Source organism: Streptomyces aurantiogriseus (assembly GCF_014649375.1).
Classification (GTDB): Bacteria; Actinomycetota; Actinomycetes; order Streptomycetales; family Streptomycetaceae; genus Streptomyces; species Streptomyces aurantiogriseus.
Genome location: NZ_BMSX01000012.1, coordinates 230202 through 246852, shown reverse-complemented (window position 1 = coordinate 246852; position 16651 = coordinate 230202). Strand labels below are relative to the sequence as shown.

General features: G+C 70.3%; 11 protein-coding genes. 5 read left to right on the top strand and 6 right to left on the bottom strand.

What is annotated here, in order from left to right:
* Positions 1 to 19: 19 nt before the first annotated feature.
* The 3 genes from IE263_RS25430 to IE263_RS25420 form a co-directional block, all read right to left on the bottom strand.
* Positions 20 to 724 carry an SDR family oxidoreductase gene (locus tag IE263_RS25430; RefSeq protein ID WP_189940075.1) on the bottom strand — a complete coding sequence of 235 codons (705 nt, stop codon included), beginning with the start codon at positions 722 to 724 and terminating at the stop codon, positions 20 to 22.
* 174 nt (positions 725 to 898) lie between these two features.
* Entirely contained in the window at positions 899 to 2008 is a 1110-nt protein-coding gene (locus IE263_RS25425; RefSeq protein WP_189940156.1) for an amidinotransferase, read from the bottom strand.
* A gap of 303 nt (positions 2009 to 2311) precedes the next feature.
* The gene (locus IE263_RS25420) at positions 2312 to 3250 is read right to left on the bottom strand and encodes an SCO4651 family lipoprotein (RefSeq protein WP_229911147.1); all 939 of its coding nucleotides are present in this window, start codon (positions 3248 to 3250) and stop codon (positions 2312 to 2314) included.
* A gap of 413 nt (positions 3251 to 3663) precedes the next feature.
* On the opposite strand from IE263_RS25420, the gene IE263_RS25415 reads away from it, so the two are divergent.
* Positions 3664 to 5292 carry an ABC-F family ATP-binding cassette domain-containing protein gene (locus IE263_RS25415; RefSeq protein ID WP_308430662.1) on the top strand — a complete coding sequence of 543 codons (1629 nt, stop codon included), beginning with the start codon at positions 3664 to 3666 and terminating at the stop codon, positions 5290 to 5292.
* A 9-nt stretch (positions 5293 to 5301) separates the two neighbouring features.
* Here IE263_RS25415 and IE263_RS25410 read toward each other — a convergent pair whose 3' ends face one another.
* Entirely contained in the window at positions 5302 to 6243 is a 942-nt protein-coding gene (locus IE263_RS25410) for a DMT family transporter (protein WP_189940073.1), read from the bottom strand.
* Between the two features lie 81 nt (positions 6244 to 6324).
* Here IE263_RS25410 and IE263_RS25405 point away from each other — a divergent pair, with 81 nt between their 5' ends.
* The gene (locus tag IE263_RS25405) at positions 6325 to 7257 is read left to right on the top strand and encodes a LysR family transcriptional regulator (RefSeq protein ID WP_189940072.1); all 933 of its coding nucleotides are present in this window, start codon (positions 6325 to 6327) and stop codon (positions 7255 to 7257) included.
* Here the strand turns inward: IE263_RS25405 and IE263_RS25400 are convergent.
* On the bottom strand, positions 7181 to 7990 hold the full coding sequence (locus tag IE263_RS25400; RefSeq protein ID WP_229911146.1) for an NADAR family protein: 810 nt from the start codon (positions 7988 to 7990) through the stop codon (positions 7181 to 7183). The genes IE263_RS25405 and IE263_RS25400 overlap by 77 nt on opposite strands.
* A gap of 106 nt (positions 7991 to 8096) precedes the next feature.
* Positions 8097 to 8549 carry an SRPBCC family protein gene (locus IE263_RS25395; protein WP_189940071.1) on the bottom strand — a complete coding sequence of 151 codons (453 nt, stop codon included), beginning with the start codon at positions 8547 to 8549 and terminating at the stop codon, positions 8097 to 8099.
* A 475-nt stretch (positions 8550 to 9024) separates the two neighbouring features.
* Here IE263_RS25395 and IE263_RS25390 point away from each other — a divergent pair, with 475 nt between their 5' ends.
* From IE263_RS25390 to IE263_RS25380, 3 genes are all read left to right on the top strand, one after another.
* Positions 9025 to 15219, top strand: coding sequence for a DNRLRE domain-containing protein (locus tag IE263_RS25390; RefSeq protein ID WP_189940154.1), 6195 nt, complete (start codon positions 9025 to 9027; stop codon positions 15217 to 15219).
* Between the two features lie 35 nt (positions 15220 to 15254).
* A complete protein-coding gene (locus IE263_RS25385; protein ID WP_189940070.1) occupies positions 15255 to 15428 on the top strand; it encodes a hypothetical protein in 174 nt (57 codons plus the stop codon).
* Between the two features lie 184 nt (positions 15429 to 15612).
* Positions 15613 to 16650 carry a glycoside hydrolase family 5 protein gene (locus tag IE263_RS25380; protein WP_229911145.1) on the top strand — a complete coding sequence of 346 codons (1038 nt, stop codon included), beginning with the start codon at positions 15613 to 15615 and terminating at the stop codon, positions 16648 to 16650.
* Position 16651: the final 1 nt, after the last annotated feature.

Here is a 16651-nt window from a genome sequence, read left to right as displayed (position 1 = left end):
GATGCCCGGGAGCGTGGCGCTAGTTCGCCAACTGGGGGTAGAGCGTCACCAGGTCGCCGGAAAGCCCTGCCTTGACGCTGCGGGAGATGTCGTCGGCGAGCACCTCGTGGGCGCCCGTCTCGAGCCCGTCGAGCGCGAGAGCGGCGATGTCACGGGGGCGGGACTTGGGCGCGTCGACCGCCGACGTCATGTCGGTGTCGACGTAACCGACATGCAGTCCGGTGACCGCGATGCCCCGTGGACGCAGCTCCAGGCGCAGGGAGTTGGTCTGCGACCACAGGGCGGCCTTGGAGGCGCTGTAGGAGCCGGCGATGCCCACCCAGGAGAGCACCGAGTGGACGTTCAGGACGTGCCCGCCGCCGTTGCGCTCGATGAGTGGTGCGAAGGCACGGGTGACCAGCAGCGGCCCGTAGAAGTTGGTCTCGAACTCGCGGCGTATGTCGTCGACCGGCGACTCCAGGAAGGAGGAGGCGCCGAGCGACACACCCGCGTTGTTGATCAGCACGGTGACGTCACCGGCCTGCGCGGCGGCGGCGGCCACCGACGCGGGATCGGTGACCTCCAGGGCGAGCGGTACGGCGTCGGGGTGGGTCACGGTGCGCGGGTCGCGGGCCGTGGCGTAGACCTTGCCGGCCCCGCGCACGTACAGCTCCTCCACCAGGGCTTTGCCGAGCCCGCGGCTGCCGCCGGTGACGAGTACGACGGCGTCCTTGATCGAAGTCATGTCCATCTCCCTATGGGAAAACGATCGGTTTCGAGTACAGTAAACCGATCGGTTTCCGACCGCAAGCGCGAGCGCCACCCAGACCGACGGCCGGGCCACCGCCGCCCGCACGGAGAGCGCCCACGCGCGGGCTACCGCCTCGACGCGAGCATGCCTGTGAGGATCAGCGGGCGATCAGTCGACATACGATTCGAGTGTGCCGCGGCGCCGGACGTCGAGTGTCGCGCAGTGGAACGAGCCGCCGAACGGCGCGTAATGCAGCAGGTCACACGGAATGGGCTCGAATCCCCATCCTTCGAGTGCGCGCAGCATGTCGGTGTGGTGCCGTTCCGCGATCACCCGCTTCTCGTCGACCATGAGAACGTTCATGTTGAGCCACTTGCCGCACATCGAGGTGACCTTGAGCACGCGGTCGTCGATTCGGTTGGGCTTGGGGGCGATCAGAACGTCCCACGACCTCAGCACGTCGGGCAGGCGGTCGACGTCGATGTATTCGGGATTGACCAGCACCTTGCCCGGCGCGAGCAGGAGGAACGTCGTGTCGATGTGCATGGGCGTGCGGCAGCGACTCTCGATCTCGTGGATGCGATAGCCGGGTCCGAGATGGCGGCGCAGCCAGTCGATGCCCATCTGATTGGTGACGTTGCTCCGCGTCACGAAAAGATCGCGCCCGGCGCGCACGAAATCCGCCGCGTCGAATACCGGCTCGAATTCGGTGAGGATGTAGCGCATGGGCTCACCCTCCTTGGGAGTACGGAAGTCCGCCTCGAACAGTTCGTCGGTGAGCTGCGGTTTCGGTGCCGCCGTCCAGCGCGCGCCGCGCCGGAAATAGTCCTTGAGAAGCGCGCGATAGGAGTGGGTCTCGAAATAGCGGCACGGCCAGGCCATCGGTGTCTCGATGATCTCGTCGCCGATCACGAGCATGCTGTCACGCGGGCAGGTGTTGCAGAAACCGCGCGACGACCAGTCGGGGGTGCCGAAGCGTCGCCTGTGGTCGACCGCGTCCGGGCGCCTGACCGTGACGCCGAGAGACTGCAGGAGCGTGATGAACTGGTCGAGCTCGTCCTGGGCACGCTCGATCAGCATGCGCGGGTACTTGAATCCGGCGGCAAGTCCCTGCAGCCGCGCCGCCCACGGTGGGATGTTGCAGGAAACGACCGGATGGTCGGACGGAATCGTCGCGCCTTCGAGGCGTCCGACGACGATCTCCTCCAACGGGTCCCATTCATTGTGTGAATTGACCGGAGAAACGCGAGATTCCGCGACATGGGAACGAGATTCCACGGCCGGGGAAGACGTCTGGGTGCCGTCGCCTTCCGCCGCCGTCCGAACGCTGAGCCTCTGCACTACCGCCACCTTTGATCGCTTTCGATCGCGACAGCCCGTCCAGTGCCGAATGCCCCGTGCCGGGTGGATGACACCAGGTTGCTGGACCATGGGAATGGTGAAGCGGAAACCCGGCAGGCGCGTGCTGCCGCGCCGACCGGGTCGTGACCGTCCACCACATGGACGGAGGCCTGCCCGTGTTCATGGGCGATCGGGCGGACCTCACGGCCGAGGACGCGCCCGGACTTGGCGGTGGAGGGCTCAGCCGAGGACCCCGGTCTCCCCCGATGTCCCCGTCTCCTCCGACGCTCCCAGCTCCGCCGCGTCCTTGAACATCTCCATGAGGTCGACGGTCTCCGAGGCCGGCGGGACGTACACGTCCGCCTCGGCGCCGTAGTCGGACATGGTCATGCTCATCTCGATGGCGCCCTGGGGACTGTCGATACCGACGTCCATCCGGACCGGCAGGTCGTCGTCATTGACCCAGACCTCGGTGTCGTAGCCCTTGATGCCGGACTTCTCGATGTTGTCCAGGAGCTTCTCGCGCTCGTCGGCGTCGAGCATCTCCAGGGACTTGTTGGTCCCCATCATCTCCTCGACGGTGAGCGTGCCCTTGTAGTGCCGGGCCTCGACCCCGTCGATCTTCTCGCTGCCCACGTGCTTCAGGTTGGGCGACTCGAGCAGCATCGCCAGCTGCTGCGTCGGGTCCTGGTTCATGTCGGCCAGGCCGCCGGACAGCTGTTTCGCGACCTGCTCGTCCCCCGCCTCCTTGGCCGCGGCCCCGAGGTCCAGCTTCATCCAGCGCTTGCCGTCCATCTCCCGGGCGGCGTCCTCGCCCCCGTCCATGTACATGACGTTGTCGCGCCAGATGATGCGCATCCGGTCCGGGGCGTCGGGGTCCGAGGCGAGCGCCGAGCCCTCCGCGGTCATATCCATGACAGTGGGGTCCCAGCCCATGATCCCGCTCATCGTCATGTCCCCGCCGCCGTCCATCGAGGCCGGCATCGACATGGTCATGTGGACCCGGGCGGACTTGGCCTCCGCCGTCTTCTCGTAGGCCGCGGTGAGAACCTGCAGAGCGGTCCGCTCCGTCCCCTGCGCACGGCCGCCCTCACCCCCGCACGCCACGGCGCCGGCGAGCAACAGGGCCGCCCCGGTGGCTCCGGCGGTTCTCCGTCGTACGATGCCGCGCTCGACCATGGTGAAATGTCCCCCCTGGACTCGGTGAAGTTTTCCTGCCCCCTGTGCGAGAGACCTTATCCAAAGGCCCTCTTGACGTCCCGTGGGTTTTCAGGACGACGACGTCCCCCCCTCCGCACGGCGACGCCCACGCCCGTCCTGTGTGTGCCGGTTCACCGCGGGTGAATGCAGGTGAATGCAGGTGAATGCAGGTGAATGCAGTGGATTGCTATGATGAACGCATGAGTTACGTCCTCTACCTCTGACCCGGGCCGCAGGCTCCCCCCTCACCGCATCCGTGAGGCAGCCGGAGCCGCGACGTCGCCCACGGCCCGCCGCTCTGTTCCGGGGCGCGGCCGTTCGTCAGATCCGAGGCTCGCTTCCACCCTCACCCGCACAGGGGTGAAGTGTGCCTCCTTCCGGAGGAAGAGAACGTGAACCCCCTTGCTCTGCCTGCCCGCGACCGGGCCCAGCTGACCTGCTCCGGCATCCGCGTCGACCGCGGCGGCCGCACCGTCCTGCGCGATGTCGAGATGAAGGTCTCGCCGGGATCGCGCTGGGGCATCGTGGGCGAGAACGGACGCGGCAAGTCGACCCTGCTGCACGTCCTGGCCGGCACGCTGCCCCCCGACGAAGGGACCGTGCGCCGCGTCGGCACCCTCGCCCTCGCCGAGCAGGAGATGCCGGCCGAGGACGAGCGCACGGTCGGCGACGCCGTCGACGAGCACCTCGCCGACGCCCGCACCGCGCTGCGGAGGCTGGATGTCGCCGCGGCGGCCCTCGCCGAAGAACGGCCCGGCGCCGCACAGGACTACGCCGACGCCCTCGAAGCGGCGCAGGCGTTGGACGCCTGGGACGCCGACCGCCGGGTGGACGTCGCCCTCGCGGGCCTCGGCGCGGTCAGTGACCGTACCCGCCGTCTCCGGACACTCTCGGTCGGACAGCGCTATCGGATCCGTCTGGCCTGCCTGCTGGGCGCCGGCTGCGACTTCCTGCTGCTGGACGAGCCGACCAACCACCTCGATCTGGCCGGGCTGGAGTACCTCACGGCCAGGCTGCGTGCCCATGCGGGGGGCGTCGTCGTGGTCAGCCACGACCGGGCGCTGCTGTCCGACGTGGCCACCACGGTCCTCGACCTCGATCCCACCCGCGACGGCCTTCCGCGCGTCTACGGCGGTGGGTACGCCGGCTACCGCGAAGGCCGTGAGGCCGAGCGGATCCGGTGGGAGGCGGAGTACGAGCAGCAGCAGACCGAACACACCCGCCTGCAGCAGTCCCTGTCCGACGCGCAGAACCGCCTGAGCACCGGCTGGCGCCCGGACAAGGGCACCGGCAAGCACCAGCGCGCGACCCGCGCCGGTGCCCTGGTCCGCTCCGTGCACCGGCGCCAGGACGACCTGGAACGGCACAAGGTCACCGCGCCCGTCCCACCCCAGCGGTTCCGTCTGCCCGACCTGCCCGCCCGGCCCGGCCCGCTGCTGCACGCCGAAGAGGTGACGGTCGACGGACGGCTGCACCGGCCGACCAGCCTCTCGGTGAAGTCCGGCGACCGACTGGCCGTCACCGGGCCGAACGGAGCGGGCAAGTCCACGCTCCTGTCCGTCCTGGCCGGGCACCTCGCCCCCAGCACCGGACGGACGCACCGCCGGCGGAAGGTGCGTCTGCGTCTCCTCGGACAGGAGTCGCCGCACGCCGGCTCCGGGCGGGCTCATGACCTCTACCACGCGCACACCGCGCGCCTGGTCAGTGCCGGAGTCCTCAGGGAGAGCGAGGTGGTGGGGCTGTCCACGCTGGGCCTGCTCACCTCACGCGACGCGGGCAAGCCGGTGGCCGAGTTGTCGATGGGCCAGCAGCGCCGCCTCGACCTCGCCCTGGCCCTCGCCGCCCGGCCTCACGTCCTGCTCCTGGACGAGCCCACCAACCACCTGTCCATCGCCCTCGTCGACGAACTCACCGAGGCGCTCCGGGCCACCGACGCCGCCGTCGTCCTGGCCACCCACGACCGCCAGATGCAACGCGACATCCGCGACTGGCCCCACCTCACGCTGCGAACGGAGGCGTGAGGCGCGTGTTCAGGCTGCCGGTGCGGCGTCCGGCGTAGTTCTGCGGCAGTCGGCTTCGGGGGCTTCGCGCGGGGAGGTGCGGTGGGCGCGTTCGACGGCCTGGCCCCAGTACGTTCCACTGACGATCAGCGTGGCTCCGAGGAGGGAGAGCACGGTGAGATGTTCGTCGCCGAAGCCGACGCCGACCAGGACGGCCCAGACCGGTTCGGTGCCCAGGAGAAGGCTGGCCCGCGTCGCGGACGTGCGCTGCACCGCCCAGGTCTGGGCCAGGAAGGCGAACACGCTGCAGAACAAGGCCAGATGGACGAGCTGGGCCCAGGTCGCCGCGTCGGCCCGGGCCAGAACCGGCAGCCCGCCCGCCGCGGGCAGGAGGAACAGCGCCGTACCGACGACGCTCTGCACGGCTGTCAGCTGCAGCGGGCGCAGCGTCCGGCCCGCGGTGACCCGTCCGACGAGCACCACGTGCGCCGCCCGGACCACCGCTGCCGCGAGTATCAGCAGATCACCGGCTCCAGGAGCGCGCAGACCGTCGCCGGACACGAGCAGACCGACGCCCCCGACGCACAGACCGGCGGCGAGGAAGAAGCGCGTCGGCGGTCCACCCCGGCGTCCCGCGCGGTCCAGGAGCGGTGTGAGGACAAGTGTGAGGCTGATGATCAGGCCCGCGTTGGCCGCGCTGGTGTGCGCGACGCCGTACGTCTCCAGTACGAGGACGGCGGCCTGGGTGAGGCCGAGGAGGACGCCGTACCTGATCTCGTCCCGGGTGAGGGAGCGGCGTTGCCGTGCGGCGGCGACGACAGCGACGCAGGCGAGAGCGGAGATGGCATAGCGCAGGAACAGGACGATCAACACCGAAGTGGCGTCCGTGGCCGCCTTCGCCGTCAGATAACTGGAGCCCCAGACGACGGCGACGGCCAGGAGCACCACATCCGTACGACGGGTGGCTGGCATGGCGCCAACGATTCCCGACCAGCATTTTGAAGTAAATGACGAGTTGCTCAAGTAACCCTTTAGCGAAGCTACACTGATCTCGTGGACGAGAGACAGCTGCGTGTCCTGCGGGAGCTGGGCGAGCTGGGAAGCGTCACCGCGGTCGCGGAGGCGATGCGGGTGACGCCCTCGGCGATCTCGCAGCAACTCCGGCTGCTGCAGCGTTCGATCCCCGTCCCGCTCACCGAGCGCGACGGACGGCGGCTGGTCCTCACCGCCGCCGGGCAGGCCCTGGCCGACGCGGCGATCGGGGTGGAGACGGCTCTGGCCCGGGCGCGCCACACGATCGACGCATTCGTCGAAGAGCCCGACGGCGCCGTGTCGGTGGCGGCCTTCCACAGCGGAGCCGCGGCGTTCTACCCCCTGCTGCTGCGGCGGCTCCGCGCCCCGGGATCTCCCCGGCTCGCCCTCCACGACGAGGACGTCGCGCAGGAGGACTTCCCACCCCTGACCCGCCACTACGACCTCGTCATCGCCCACCGGCTCGACCACGCGCCGCCATGGCCTCGGACCGCCACGGTCACCGCCCTGCTGCGGGAACCGCTGGACGTCGCCCTGCCCGCCGATCACCCCCTGGCCGCGAAGCCCCGCCTGACAGCTCGCGACGTCGCCGACCAGCCCTGGATCACCGTTCACGACGGCTTTCCGCTCATGGCCACCATCGAGGCCATCTCCGCCGCCGCCGGCCGGCGGCTCGACATCGCCCATCGTGTCAACGAGATCTCGGTGGTCGCCGAGCTGGTGGCCGCCGGCGGTGGGATCGCCCTGATGCCGCGCTGGACGGCCCGCCCGCACCCGGCCGTGGTCCTCAGACCGCTCAGCGGCCTTCATGCCCGCCGCCACATCGACGTGCTGCATCGCCCGGAGCGTGTGGCGCGAAGGGCCGTGCGGACCGTGCTCACGGAACTGTCGCGCGCCGCGGAAACCGTTCGGAGCCGAGGCGGCGACGCGGGCGAGCAGGAGGCAGAGGGGTAGGAGGCGACGTGACGTGGCTCGCACGGCACGGCAGATGCACACGGCGGTCGACCTCATGGTGGCGTGATGTGTGGGAGTGCGACGGCCGATCTCGTGGCGGGCGCCGGTGTCGCAGCCGTCGGGTCGGCCGCGGCGAAGCCGCCTCAGGGCCCGGCCGCGGGGCACCGACGTCACCCGTCCGTACGGATTCCCGCGCGCTCGGCGTGCAGTTCGGAGCGGACGAGTTCAAGAGGCGGCCCGTCCAGTTGCGGCCGCGCCCGGCGTTGTCGCCCCGGAAACCGGAGTCGATGTCGTCGTGGACGAGCGTCGAGTCGTCGGTGGCCAGGAGGATCTCGGCCAGGGTCGGGTGCTGGGTGTACTTGGCGCGCAGCAGCGCGGTCAGCACCGCCGTACGGGCCTGCTCCCAGCCGTCGCGTCGAGGGGCGCCGGCGGCCTGCGTCCGGGCGGCGAAGGCGCTGTCCGCTGCCGTGATCGCGGCCCGGTTCCCGGGGTCGGCGACGGTGAGGGCCCAGTAGGCGTGGGCGACGGAGGGGTAGGTGACGCCGTCGGCGTCGATGGGGGCCGGGTAGTCGTTGCGCAGGGCCTTCGTGCAGCACGCTCTTCGCCCACTGAGCCCCCGTACGACACGGCCCGCGCGCGTCCGCGCACGCCGGACGGAGATGACGGCGCGGGCCGAACCGGCCGCGTGGGCGGTCGACGCCCCTGGCGAGCGGGCGGCATCGTGAGGGGCCACGCGGTGGTGCGGGGCCGCCCCGCGTCAGCAGTCAGTCGGCCGGTGGCAGGTCCGGACGGGGCCCGGCCTGCCCTGGATCCCTGCCGGCTGGTGAGGTCAAGAGGGTTCAGTTCCCCGCTTCCTCGGCCAGGAAGGCGCTCAGGCTGTCGAGGAGCATCGTGCTGCCCTGCTCGGACATGTCGCGTTCCTCGGCGGTGTCGCAGGTCTGGCGGAGCACGATCCGCGTGCGGTGGCCGTCCTGCTCGTCGAGTTCCATGGTCATGACCGCGGGCTCGGGCTTGCCGGGCACGTCCATGCCGATCGTCAGGAGGCGGTTCTCGGTGACCTCGAGGTAGGAGCCGGTCAGCGGGAACTGTCCGCCGTCGGGCGTGACCATCGTGGCCTTCCACGCTCCGCCCGGTCGTACGTCCATCTCGACGGAGCCGATGGCGGCGTGAGCCCACTGGGCGTACTGCTCGGCGGTGGTCCACGCCCGCCACACCTGCACCGCGGGGGCGTCCAGCGTTCGGGTCAGCGCGTAGGAGAAACCGTCGGCCGCGGTGGTCTGCTCGGTGCTCATGTTCTCGTCTCCTCGTCTTTCGTGCCCTTGCTCGGGACTGTCGGACCTGTAGACGCCACCGGGCTCGGCAAGTCATCGGTCTGCCGGGATGTTTCTGTGGACGACTGCGCCGGCCGCGGAAGACGTGGACCGCGTGCGGGGTGCCGGCCAGGGTGTGCGGGGCCAGGGCGTGGTGCGCCCGGACGTGGACCCAGGCGTTGCCGGTGCGCAGGGTGAGGACCTCGCTCGGTGAAGTCGAAGCCCCGCGCAGGGGACGCGCCGCCCCCGCGCCCCCGAATGTTCATCTCAGGTTGACTGACGAGCCGTCATGCGGCTTTCCCGGGCCTGGTTACTTTGCGGATCGATCACTGTTCCTTTACAGAAGGATGGGTCCGTGAGACCAGTGGAAGCGCTGCCCTCGGAGGACGAGAGAGGGTGGGTGTGGCATGAGAAGAGCAGAAGTCTGCGGTGGCTGGCCGGCGGACTCGCTGTTCTCATGACCGTGACCGCGCTGGAGGGTGCGGCGGCCGCCGCTCCGCAGGAGGAGCCGTCGGCGGCGCCGAAGCGGGCGGCGGTGACCTCGGCGGCGGACATCCCGTCCGCGAAGGTGGCCGCCCGGCTGTCGGGCAGGCGGGTGGAGGCGCTGAGCGAGCGCACCGAGTCGTCGACGACATGGGTGAACACGGACGGGAGTCTGACGACGGAGCTGTCGGCGGGTCCGGTCCGTTTCGAGCGGGACGGCGACTGGGTCGATGTCGACGTGGACCTGCGGGAGTCCGGCGACGGCGTGGAGCCGGTGGCGCACCCGAACGGGCTGCGGCTGGCCGGGAGGACGGGCACGCCCGCCACGTCGCTGAAGGCCGCCCGGCAGGCCAGGGCCGTCGACCTCGTCACCCTGGGCGAGGGCACCGAGCAGATCACCCTGCAGTGGAAGGGTGGCCTGCCCGAGCCGAAGCTGGCCGGGACACGGGCGGAGTACGTCAACGCCGTACCCGGCGCGGACGTGGTGGTCGAGGCGACCCGCACCGGCTTCGAGCAGTACGTGGAGATCAAGCGGCGCCCCGAGACCGCCGACTACTCCTACACGCTGCCGCTGAAGGCCAAGGGCCTGAAGGCTAAGCAACTCCCCGACGGCAGCGTGCTGTTCACCGACGCCAAGAACAGACAACGGGCTGTCATGCCCGCGCCAGTGATGTGGGACTCCACCGTCGACCCGCGGTCCGGCGAGCACACGCGCCGTGTGCCGGTGACGATGAAGGTGGTGCAGAAGGCGTCCTCCATCGATCTGGCCATCACGCCCGACCCGACGTTCCTCGCCGACCCCGAGACCCGCTACCCGGTGACGGTCGACCCGTCGACCTCGGCGCTGAGCAACGTCTTCGACACCTACGTCCAGCAGGGCGAGACCGTCGACTTCTCCACCGGCATGGAACTGGACTTCGGCTACCCGGGCACCACGAACGCCGACGGAACGCCGCGCACCGCGCAGTCGTTCATCAGCTGGAACACCTCGCCGATCCGTGACGCCCTGGTCTCCAGCGCCAAGCTGAGCCTGTGGAACTTCCACTCGGGCAACACCGACTGCAAGGCCTATCCGTGGGAGGTCTGGTCGTCGGGCGCGGCCTCGGCCTCCAGCCGGTGGACGAACCGTCCGACGATGACGGCGAAGAAGGCCACCTCCACGGAGACACGCGGCAACAGCGGGTGCACCTCGGCCCCGGACGGATGGATCAACGCCGATGTGACGACCCTGGCGCAGGACTGGGCGTCGGCCAAGGCCACCCGGGGACACATGGGTGTGCGGGCCTCCAGCGAGTCGGTGGTGGCGCAGTGGAAGCGGGTCAACTCCGCCAACGCGGCGTCCAACCCGCCCAAGCTGGTGGTCACCTACAACTTCCGGCCCAAGACCGGCACCCAGCAGGAGGCCGGTCCGCCGTACTTCTCCTACGGCGGCGCCTACACGGTGAACACCACCACGCCGACCCTGCGGGACACCTTCGTCGACGCCGACGGTGACAAGGTCAACGGCACCTTCCAGATCTACGACAACGCCACCGACACCCAGGTCGGCGAGGTGCTGGTGTCGAAGTACGTGGCCTCGGGCGTGGCGGCCTCGGTGACCGTGCCGGCCGGGGTGCTGACGAACGGCAGGACGTACAAGTTCCGGACCAGCCCCTACGACGGGACGCACTACAACACCGGCTGGTCGGCGTGGAAGACCTTCACGGTCGACACCACGGCGCCGTCGGCCCCGTCGAAGATCGTCTCCACGGACTACCCGAGCGGCCAGTGGGTCAAGGGCGAGGGCCAGGCGGGCGCGTTCACCGTCACCCCGCCCGCCGGAACGGACCACAACTGGCTGGAGTGGTCGCTGGACGGCGTGACCTGGACCAAGGTCGTGACCAGCGGCTCGAGTGCGGACCGGAGCATCAGCGTCACCCCGCCGCGCAACGGCACGCACACCCTGCAGGTGCGGTCGGTGGACAAGGCGGACAACAAGTCCGAGGCGAAGGAGTACGTCTTCCACGCCGGCTCGGGCGGGTTCGTCCAGCCGTCCGAGGGCGAGCGCACCGCGCGCCGGCTGCCGCTGGTGGCCGAGGCCGAGGCGGGCAGGTACGACCGGGTGGCCTTCTCCTGGCGCCGCTCCGAGGCGGACGCCTGGGTGCGGATCCCCGTAGGGAACGTCACCTCCGGCGGCAGCGCGCTGACCGCCTGGCCGGTGCCGCTGAGCAACGGCAGGAACGCCCCGCTGGTGTGGAACGCGACCGACACCGTCGACCCGGACGGCACCGTCCAGATCAAGGCGGACTTCACCGGCCCGAACGGCGCCGCGAGCAGCACCGCCCCGCTCGGCGTGGTCGTCGACCGGGCCGCCGACGGCGCCGCCGCCACCGAGATCGGTCCGGGTTCGGTCAACCTGCTCACCGGCGACTACACCCTGTCGGCCACCGACGCCTCGTTCTTCGGCATGACGGTGACCCGCAGCGCCTCCTCCCGCAGCCCGGGCCAGGGCGCGCAGCAGGAGGGCCAGGCGGCGATCTTCGGCAAGGAGTGGGTGGCCGGCACGGTCGCCGAGGTGACGGAGTCCGACTACACGCACCTGCGGCGGGTCTCCGACACCGCGGTCGACGTCGTGCTGGAGGAGGGCGACGCGATCCACTTCACCGCGAACGCGGCGAAGACCGGGTGGATACCGGAGCCCGGCGCGGAGGACCTGACCCTCAAGGGCAGCGTGACCGGCTCGTTCACCCTCAGCGACACCGAGGGCACGGTGACCACGTTCACCAAGCCCGGCGCGGGCGCGACGACCTGGCAGGTCACCAGCACCCTGCTGGAAGGCGTCGCCAACACCACCACCAAGGTGGTCTCCGAGACCGTGACGTCCGGCGGGAAGACGCTCGCGCGTCCCAAGCGGGTCATCGCCCCGACCTCGGCCGCGACCACCGCCGCCTGCGAGGCCGACCCGGCGACCAAGGGCTGCCGGGTGCTGGAGTTCGTCTACGCCACGGCCACCACGGCCACCGGCACCCAGACCGACGCGGAGTTCGGTGACGTCACCGGTCAGGTCAAGCAGATCCGCCTGTGGGCCACCGCCCCGGGCGCGAGCGCGGCGACCGCGACCGCCGTGGCCACGTACCGCTACGACTCCGAGGGCAGGCTGCGCCAGACCTGGGACCCCCGGACCGGGCAGCAGGCCGAGACCCAGTACGCCTACTACGAGGGTCGGGTCACCTGGCTCCAGCCTCCGGGCGAGCTGCCGTACTCCTTCGACTACGGCAACGCGGGCGGCGGCACCGCCCCGGGCGACGGCATGCTGCTGACGGTCAGCCGTCCGACGCTGCAGCAGGGCACGGCCGACGTCACCGACGGCGACGCCGTCACCAGCGTCGTCTACGGCGTGCCGCTGACCGGCGGCGCGGCGCCGTACGCGATGGGCGCCGCGGATGTGGCCGCCTGGGGCCAGCTCGACGCCCCGAGCGACGCCACCGCACTCTTTCCCGCGGACTCCGTGCCGCTGTCGCACGACGGGGCGGATCTGACCTCGGGGAACTACGGCCGGGCCACGGTGCACTACCTGAACGCCTCCGGCCGCGAGGTCGACACCGCCGCCCCGGGACGCAACATCAGCACCACCGAGTACGACCGCTTCGGCAACACCGTGCGTGAACTGACCGCGGCCAACCGGGAGTTGGCGCTGGGCACGACGGACGAGCACAAGGCGACGCTGAGCGACCTGGGCATCGTCTCCCGTCCGGCCTCCGAGCGCGCCCATCTGCTGTCGACGACCTCCCTGTACGACGAGGACGGCACGCGCGAACTGGAGGAGTTCGGGCCGATCCGCCGGATCGACCTGACGGAGGACCTCAAGGACGGCACGACCGTGCTGGTCGAGGCGGGCACCTCGGTGCCGGCCCGGAGCTGGACGGTCAAGGAGTACGACGAGGGCCGCCCCACCGACGGCACCGCGACCGTCAAGGACCAGGTCACCCTGGAGATCACCGGCGCCCGGGTGCGTGACCACTACGCGGTGATGAGTGAGAAGCGGGTCACCGAGACCCAGTACGACTGGGCCAAGGGCCTGCCCACGCTCACCGTGCAGGACTCCGGCGGTCTGAACCTGACCACGTCGACCGGCTACGACGCGCAGGGCCGCGTGACCTCCCAGACGCTGCCCGGCGGCACCGGCGACGACGCGGCGACCCGGATCACCGAGTACTGGGCGGCGGACGGCACCGGCTGGTGCAAGGGCCGTCCCGAGTGGGCCGACCAGGTCTGCTGGACCGGACCGGCCGGCACCATCACCGGCGGCGGAAGCAACCCGTCCGAACTCCCCGACTCCACCACCGAGTACGGCTACTACGGCCAGACCACCAGGACCGTCGACACCGCGGGCGGCCAGACCCGCACGACCACCACGTCGCACGACGACGCGGGCCGCCCCGTCACGGTGACCGTCACCGGCGGACTGGGCCAGGCCGTACCGGTGACCACCACCGAGTACCACCCGGCCACCGGCAAGGTCACCCGGATCACCTCCCCCACCGGCGGCACGATCACCCAGGCGTACGACCAGCTCGGCCGGCTCATCTCCTACACCGACGCCGACGGCGGCAGGACCACCACCGAGTACGACCGGCTCGACCGGCCGGTCAAGGTCAGCGACACCGTCCCCTCGACGGTGACGTACACGTACGACCACACCGCCGAGCCGCGCGGCCTGGTGACGAAGGCCACCGACTCGATCGCCGGTGCCTTCTCGGCCACCTACGACGCGGACGGCACCGTCGCCACCGAGAAGCTGCCCGGCGGCTACACGCTGACCTCGACGGAGGACACCACGGGCGCGGCCGTCTCCCGCGTCTACACCCGCGACAGCGACGGCGCCACGGTCTACACGGACACCGTCACGGAGAACGCCCACGGCCAGGTCACCAGCCACCAGGGCTGGTCGGCCCAGAAGTACACATACGACCGGGCCGGTCGCCTCAGTGGCGTCGACGACACCGTCGGCGAGATCTGCACCCGCCGCGCCTACAGCTTCGACGCGCGCACCAACCGCACCGCGCTGACCACGGCCACGGCCGAGTCCGGCAGCGCCTGCACCTCCACGGGAGCCACCACCACCCGGCACACCTACGACAGCGCCGACCGGCTCGTCGACGCGGGCTACGCCTACGACGCCTTCGGCCGCACCACCGCCCTGCCCGGCAGCACTCTCGAGTACTACGCCAACGACCTCGTCCGCCGGCAGACCGCGGGCGGCAAGCGCCAGACCTGGCAGTTGGACGCCGCGCTGCGGCTGCGCTCCTGGACGGTCGAGACGGGCGGCGGCACCACCTGGACACAGACCGAGTCCAAGGTGAACCACTACGACGGCGAGGGTGACAACCCCCGCTGGATCGTCGAGGACACCGGCACCGGCGCGCTCAGCCGCAACGTCGACTCCCTGTCCGGAGACCTCGGCGCGACCACCGGTGCCACCGGTGACACGGTCCTGCAACTCGCCACCATCCACGGCGACGTGGCCCTCCAGCTCCCGCTGGACACCGCCAAGGCACCGGTCGCCCTGGACACCGACGAGTACGGCAACCCCCGCCCGGGCCAGGTGGCGGTGCGCTACAACTGGCTCGGCGGCAAGCAGCGTTCCAGTGAGACCCTCACCGGTCTGACCCTCATGGGCGTCCGCCTCTACAACCCGTCCACCGGCCGCTTCCTGTCCATGGACCCGGTCTACGGGGGCAACGCCAACGCCTACGAGTACGTCAACGCCGATCCCCTCAACCGCTATGACCTGGACGGCCGTTGGGGCTGGTTCAAGAAGAAGTGGAGGAAGTTCAAGCGCAGCGGCTTCGTCCGCTGGCGCGGCTGGCGCACCACCTGGCGCTTCGCCTCCTACGGCGTGGGATTCGCCGCCGCCGTCGGCTGCGGTGTGTCCATCGTGTGTGCCGTGGGCGCGGGTGCGGCCGTCGGTGCCATGACCTACTGGGCCGGTGGTGGCCGGATGTCCTGGCGCGGCACCGCCCGTGCGGCCGGCTGGGGCGCGCTCGGCGGATACCTCACCCGCACCATGCCCAACGCCTGGAAGGTGGGCCGCGCCGGAAAGTGGTCCAACCCCCGATACCGGCGGGTCAAGGTGCACCGGGGTTGGCGCTTCTGGCGCAACCAGCGGGTGTGGCGGCGCATGCTGTAGCGGGCCGCCGGGTCCGTGTCCCTTAAAGGAGTGACATGAACAAGCTGGTAGTTGTCGCGGAGGCCGTCGCGGGGCTGGCCCTGCTGGCCGTGACCGCCACGGGCGCCCTCGCCGTGGCAGCGGCCGTCGTGGCGGTGCTGGTCGGCACCGGCCTGCTGGCCGATGCCCTGCAACGGGTCCGCTCGGCCCGGCGATCACAGCAGGACTGACGCGACGGACGACTGCCCCACCCGGCCGAAGGGTGGGGCAGTCGCCTGTGCGGCTTCTTCCGCCTGACCCAGGGGAGTGAACATTCCCCACCCCTCAGACGAAGCGCGTCGACGTTGCATTACATATGACGATTTTCTCGTCACATTTACCGTGCAGCACCGTCTCAGGGAACTGGAGGAAGAGGTGCGCTCACCGACATCCCACAGCCGTTGGGTCGTCCGAGGCTCACTGGCTCTGGCGGCAACACTCGGCCTTCTGTCCGCCAACACGGCGCACGGACAGGAGAACCAACCGGCGGCCAAGGCCGGAACCCCGGTCCAGCAGTACGGCAAAATCCGCGTCTGCGGCACGCAGCTGTGCTCCCAGTCCGGCCGGCCGATCCAGCTGCGCGGCATGAGTACGCACGGTACGCAGTGGTACCCGAAGTGCCTGACCGGTGCCGCGCTGGACGCCCTCGCCTACGACTGGAAGGCGAGCGTTCTGCGGGTGTCGACCTATGCCCGGGAAGGCGGCTACCACAAGAACCCGAAGAAGTTCACCGACCTGGCCAGCCGGTTGATCGACATGGCCACGGCCCGTGGAATGTACGTCATCGTCGACTGGCACACGATCCACCCGGGCGATCCGCACCAGGATCTCGGCAACGCGCTCACCTTCTTCAAGCAGCTCGCCGAGAAGCACAAGCACAAGCGAAACGTGATCTACGAGATCGCCAACGAGCCCCACCATGTGCCCTGGACGACCATCAGGCGCTACGCGGAGAGGGTCATCCCGGTGATCCGGAGCCGTGATCCCGACAGCGTGATTCTTGTCCCGACCCCTGCCTGGGCCACGTTCGGCCTGGCGCTGGGTTCCGACGAGCAGGAAGTCATCGCCGATCCCGTCCGCGCCGCCAACGTCATGTACACGTTCCATTTCTACGCGGCGGTGGCGCGCGAGAAGTGGATGGCGTCCCTGGACCGTGCTTCGTCCAAGCTCCCGGTCTTCGTCACGGAGTGGGGCACCCCGTCGTGGAACGGATGGGGCAACGACTTCGCCATGGCGCAGAAATGGGTCGACCTGATGGCGAAGAAGAAGATCAGCTGGACGAAGTGGAGCATCTCCGACAGCAGGCGCGATCTCTCGGTCTACAAGCAGGGCGCCTGCAGCGCCGGGAAGTTCGCCGGCACCCGTGTGCTCAAGCCCGCCGGAGTCTGGGCTCGCGACCGGATCAGGGGGTGAG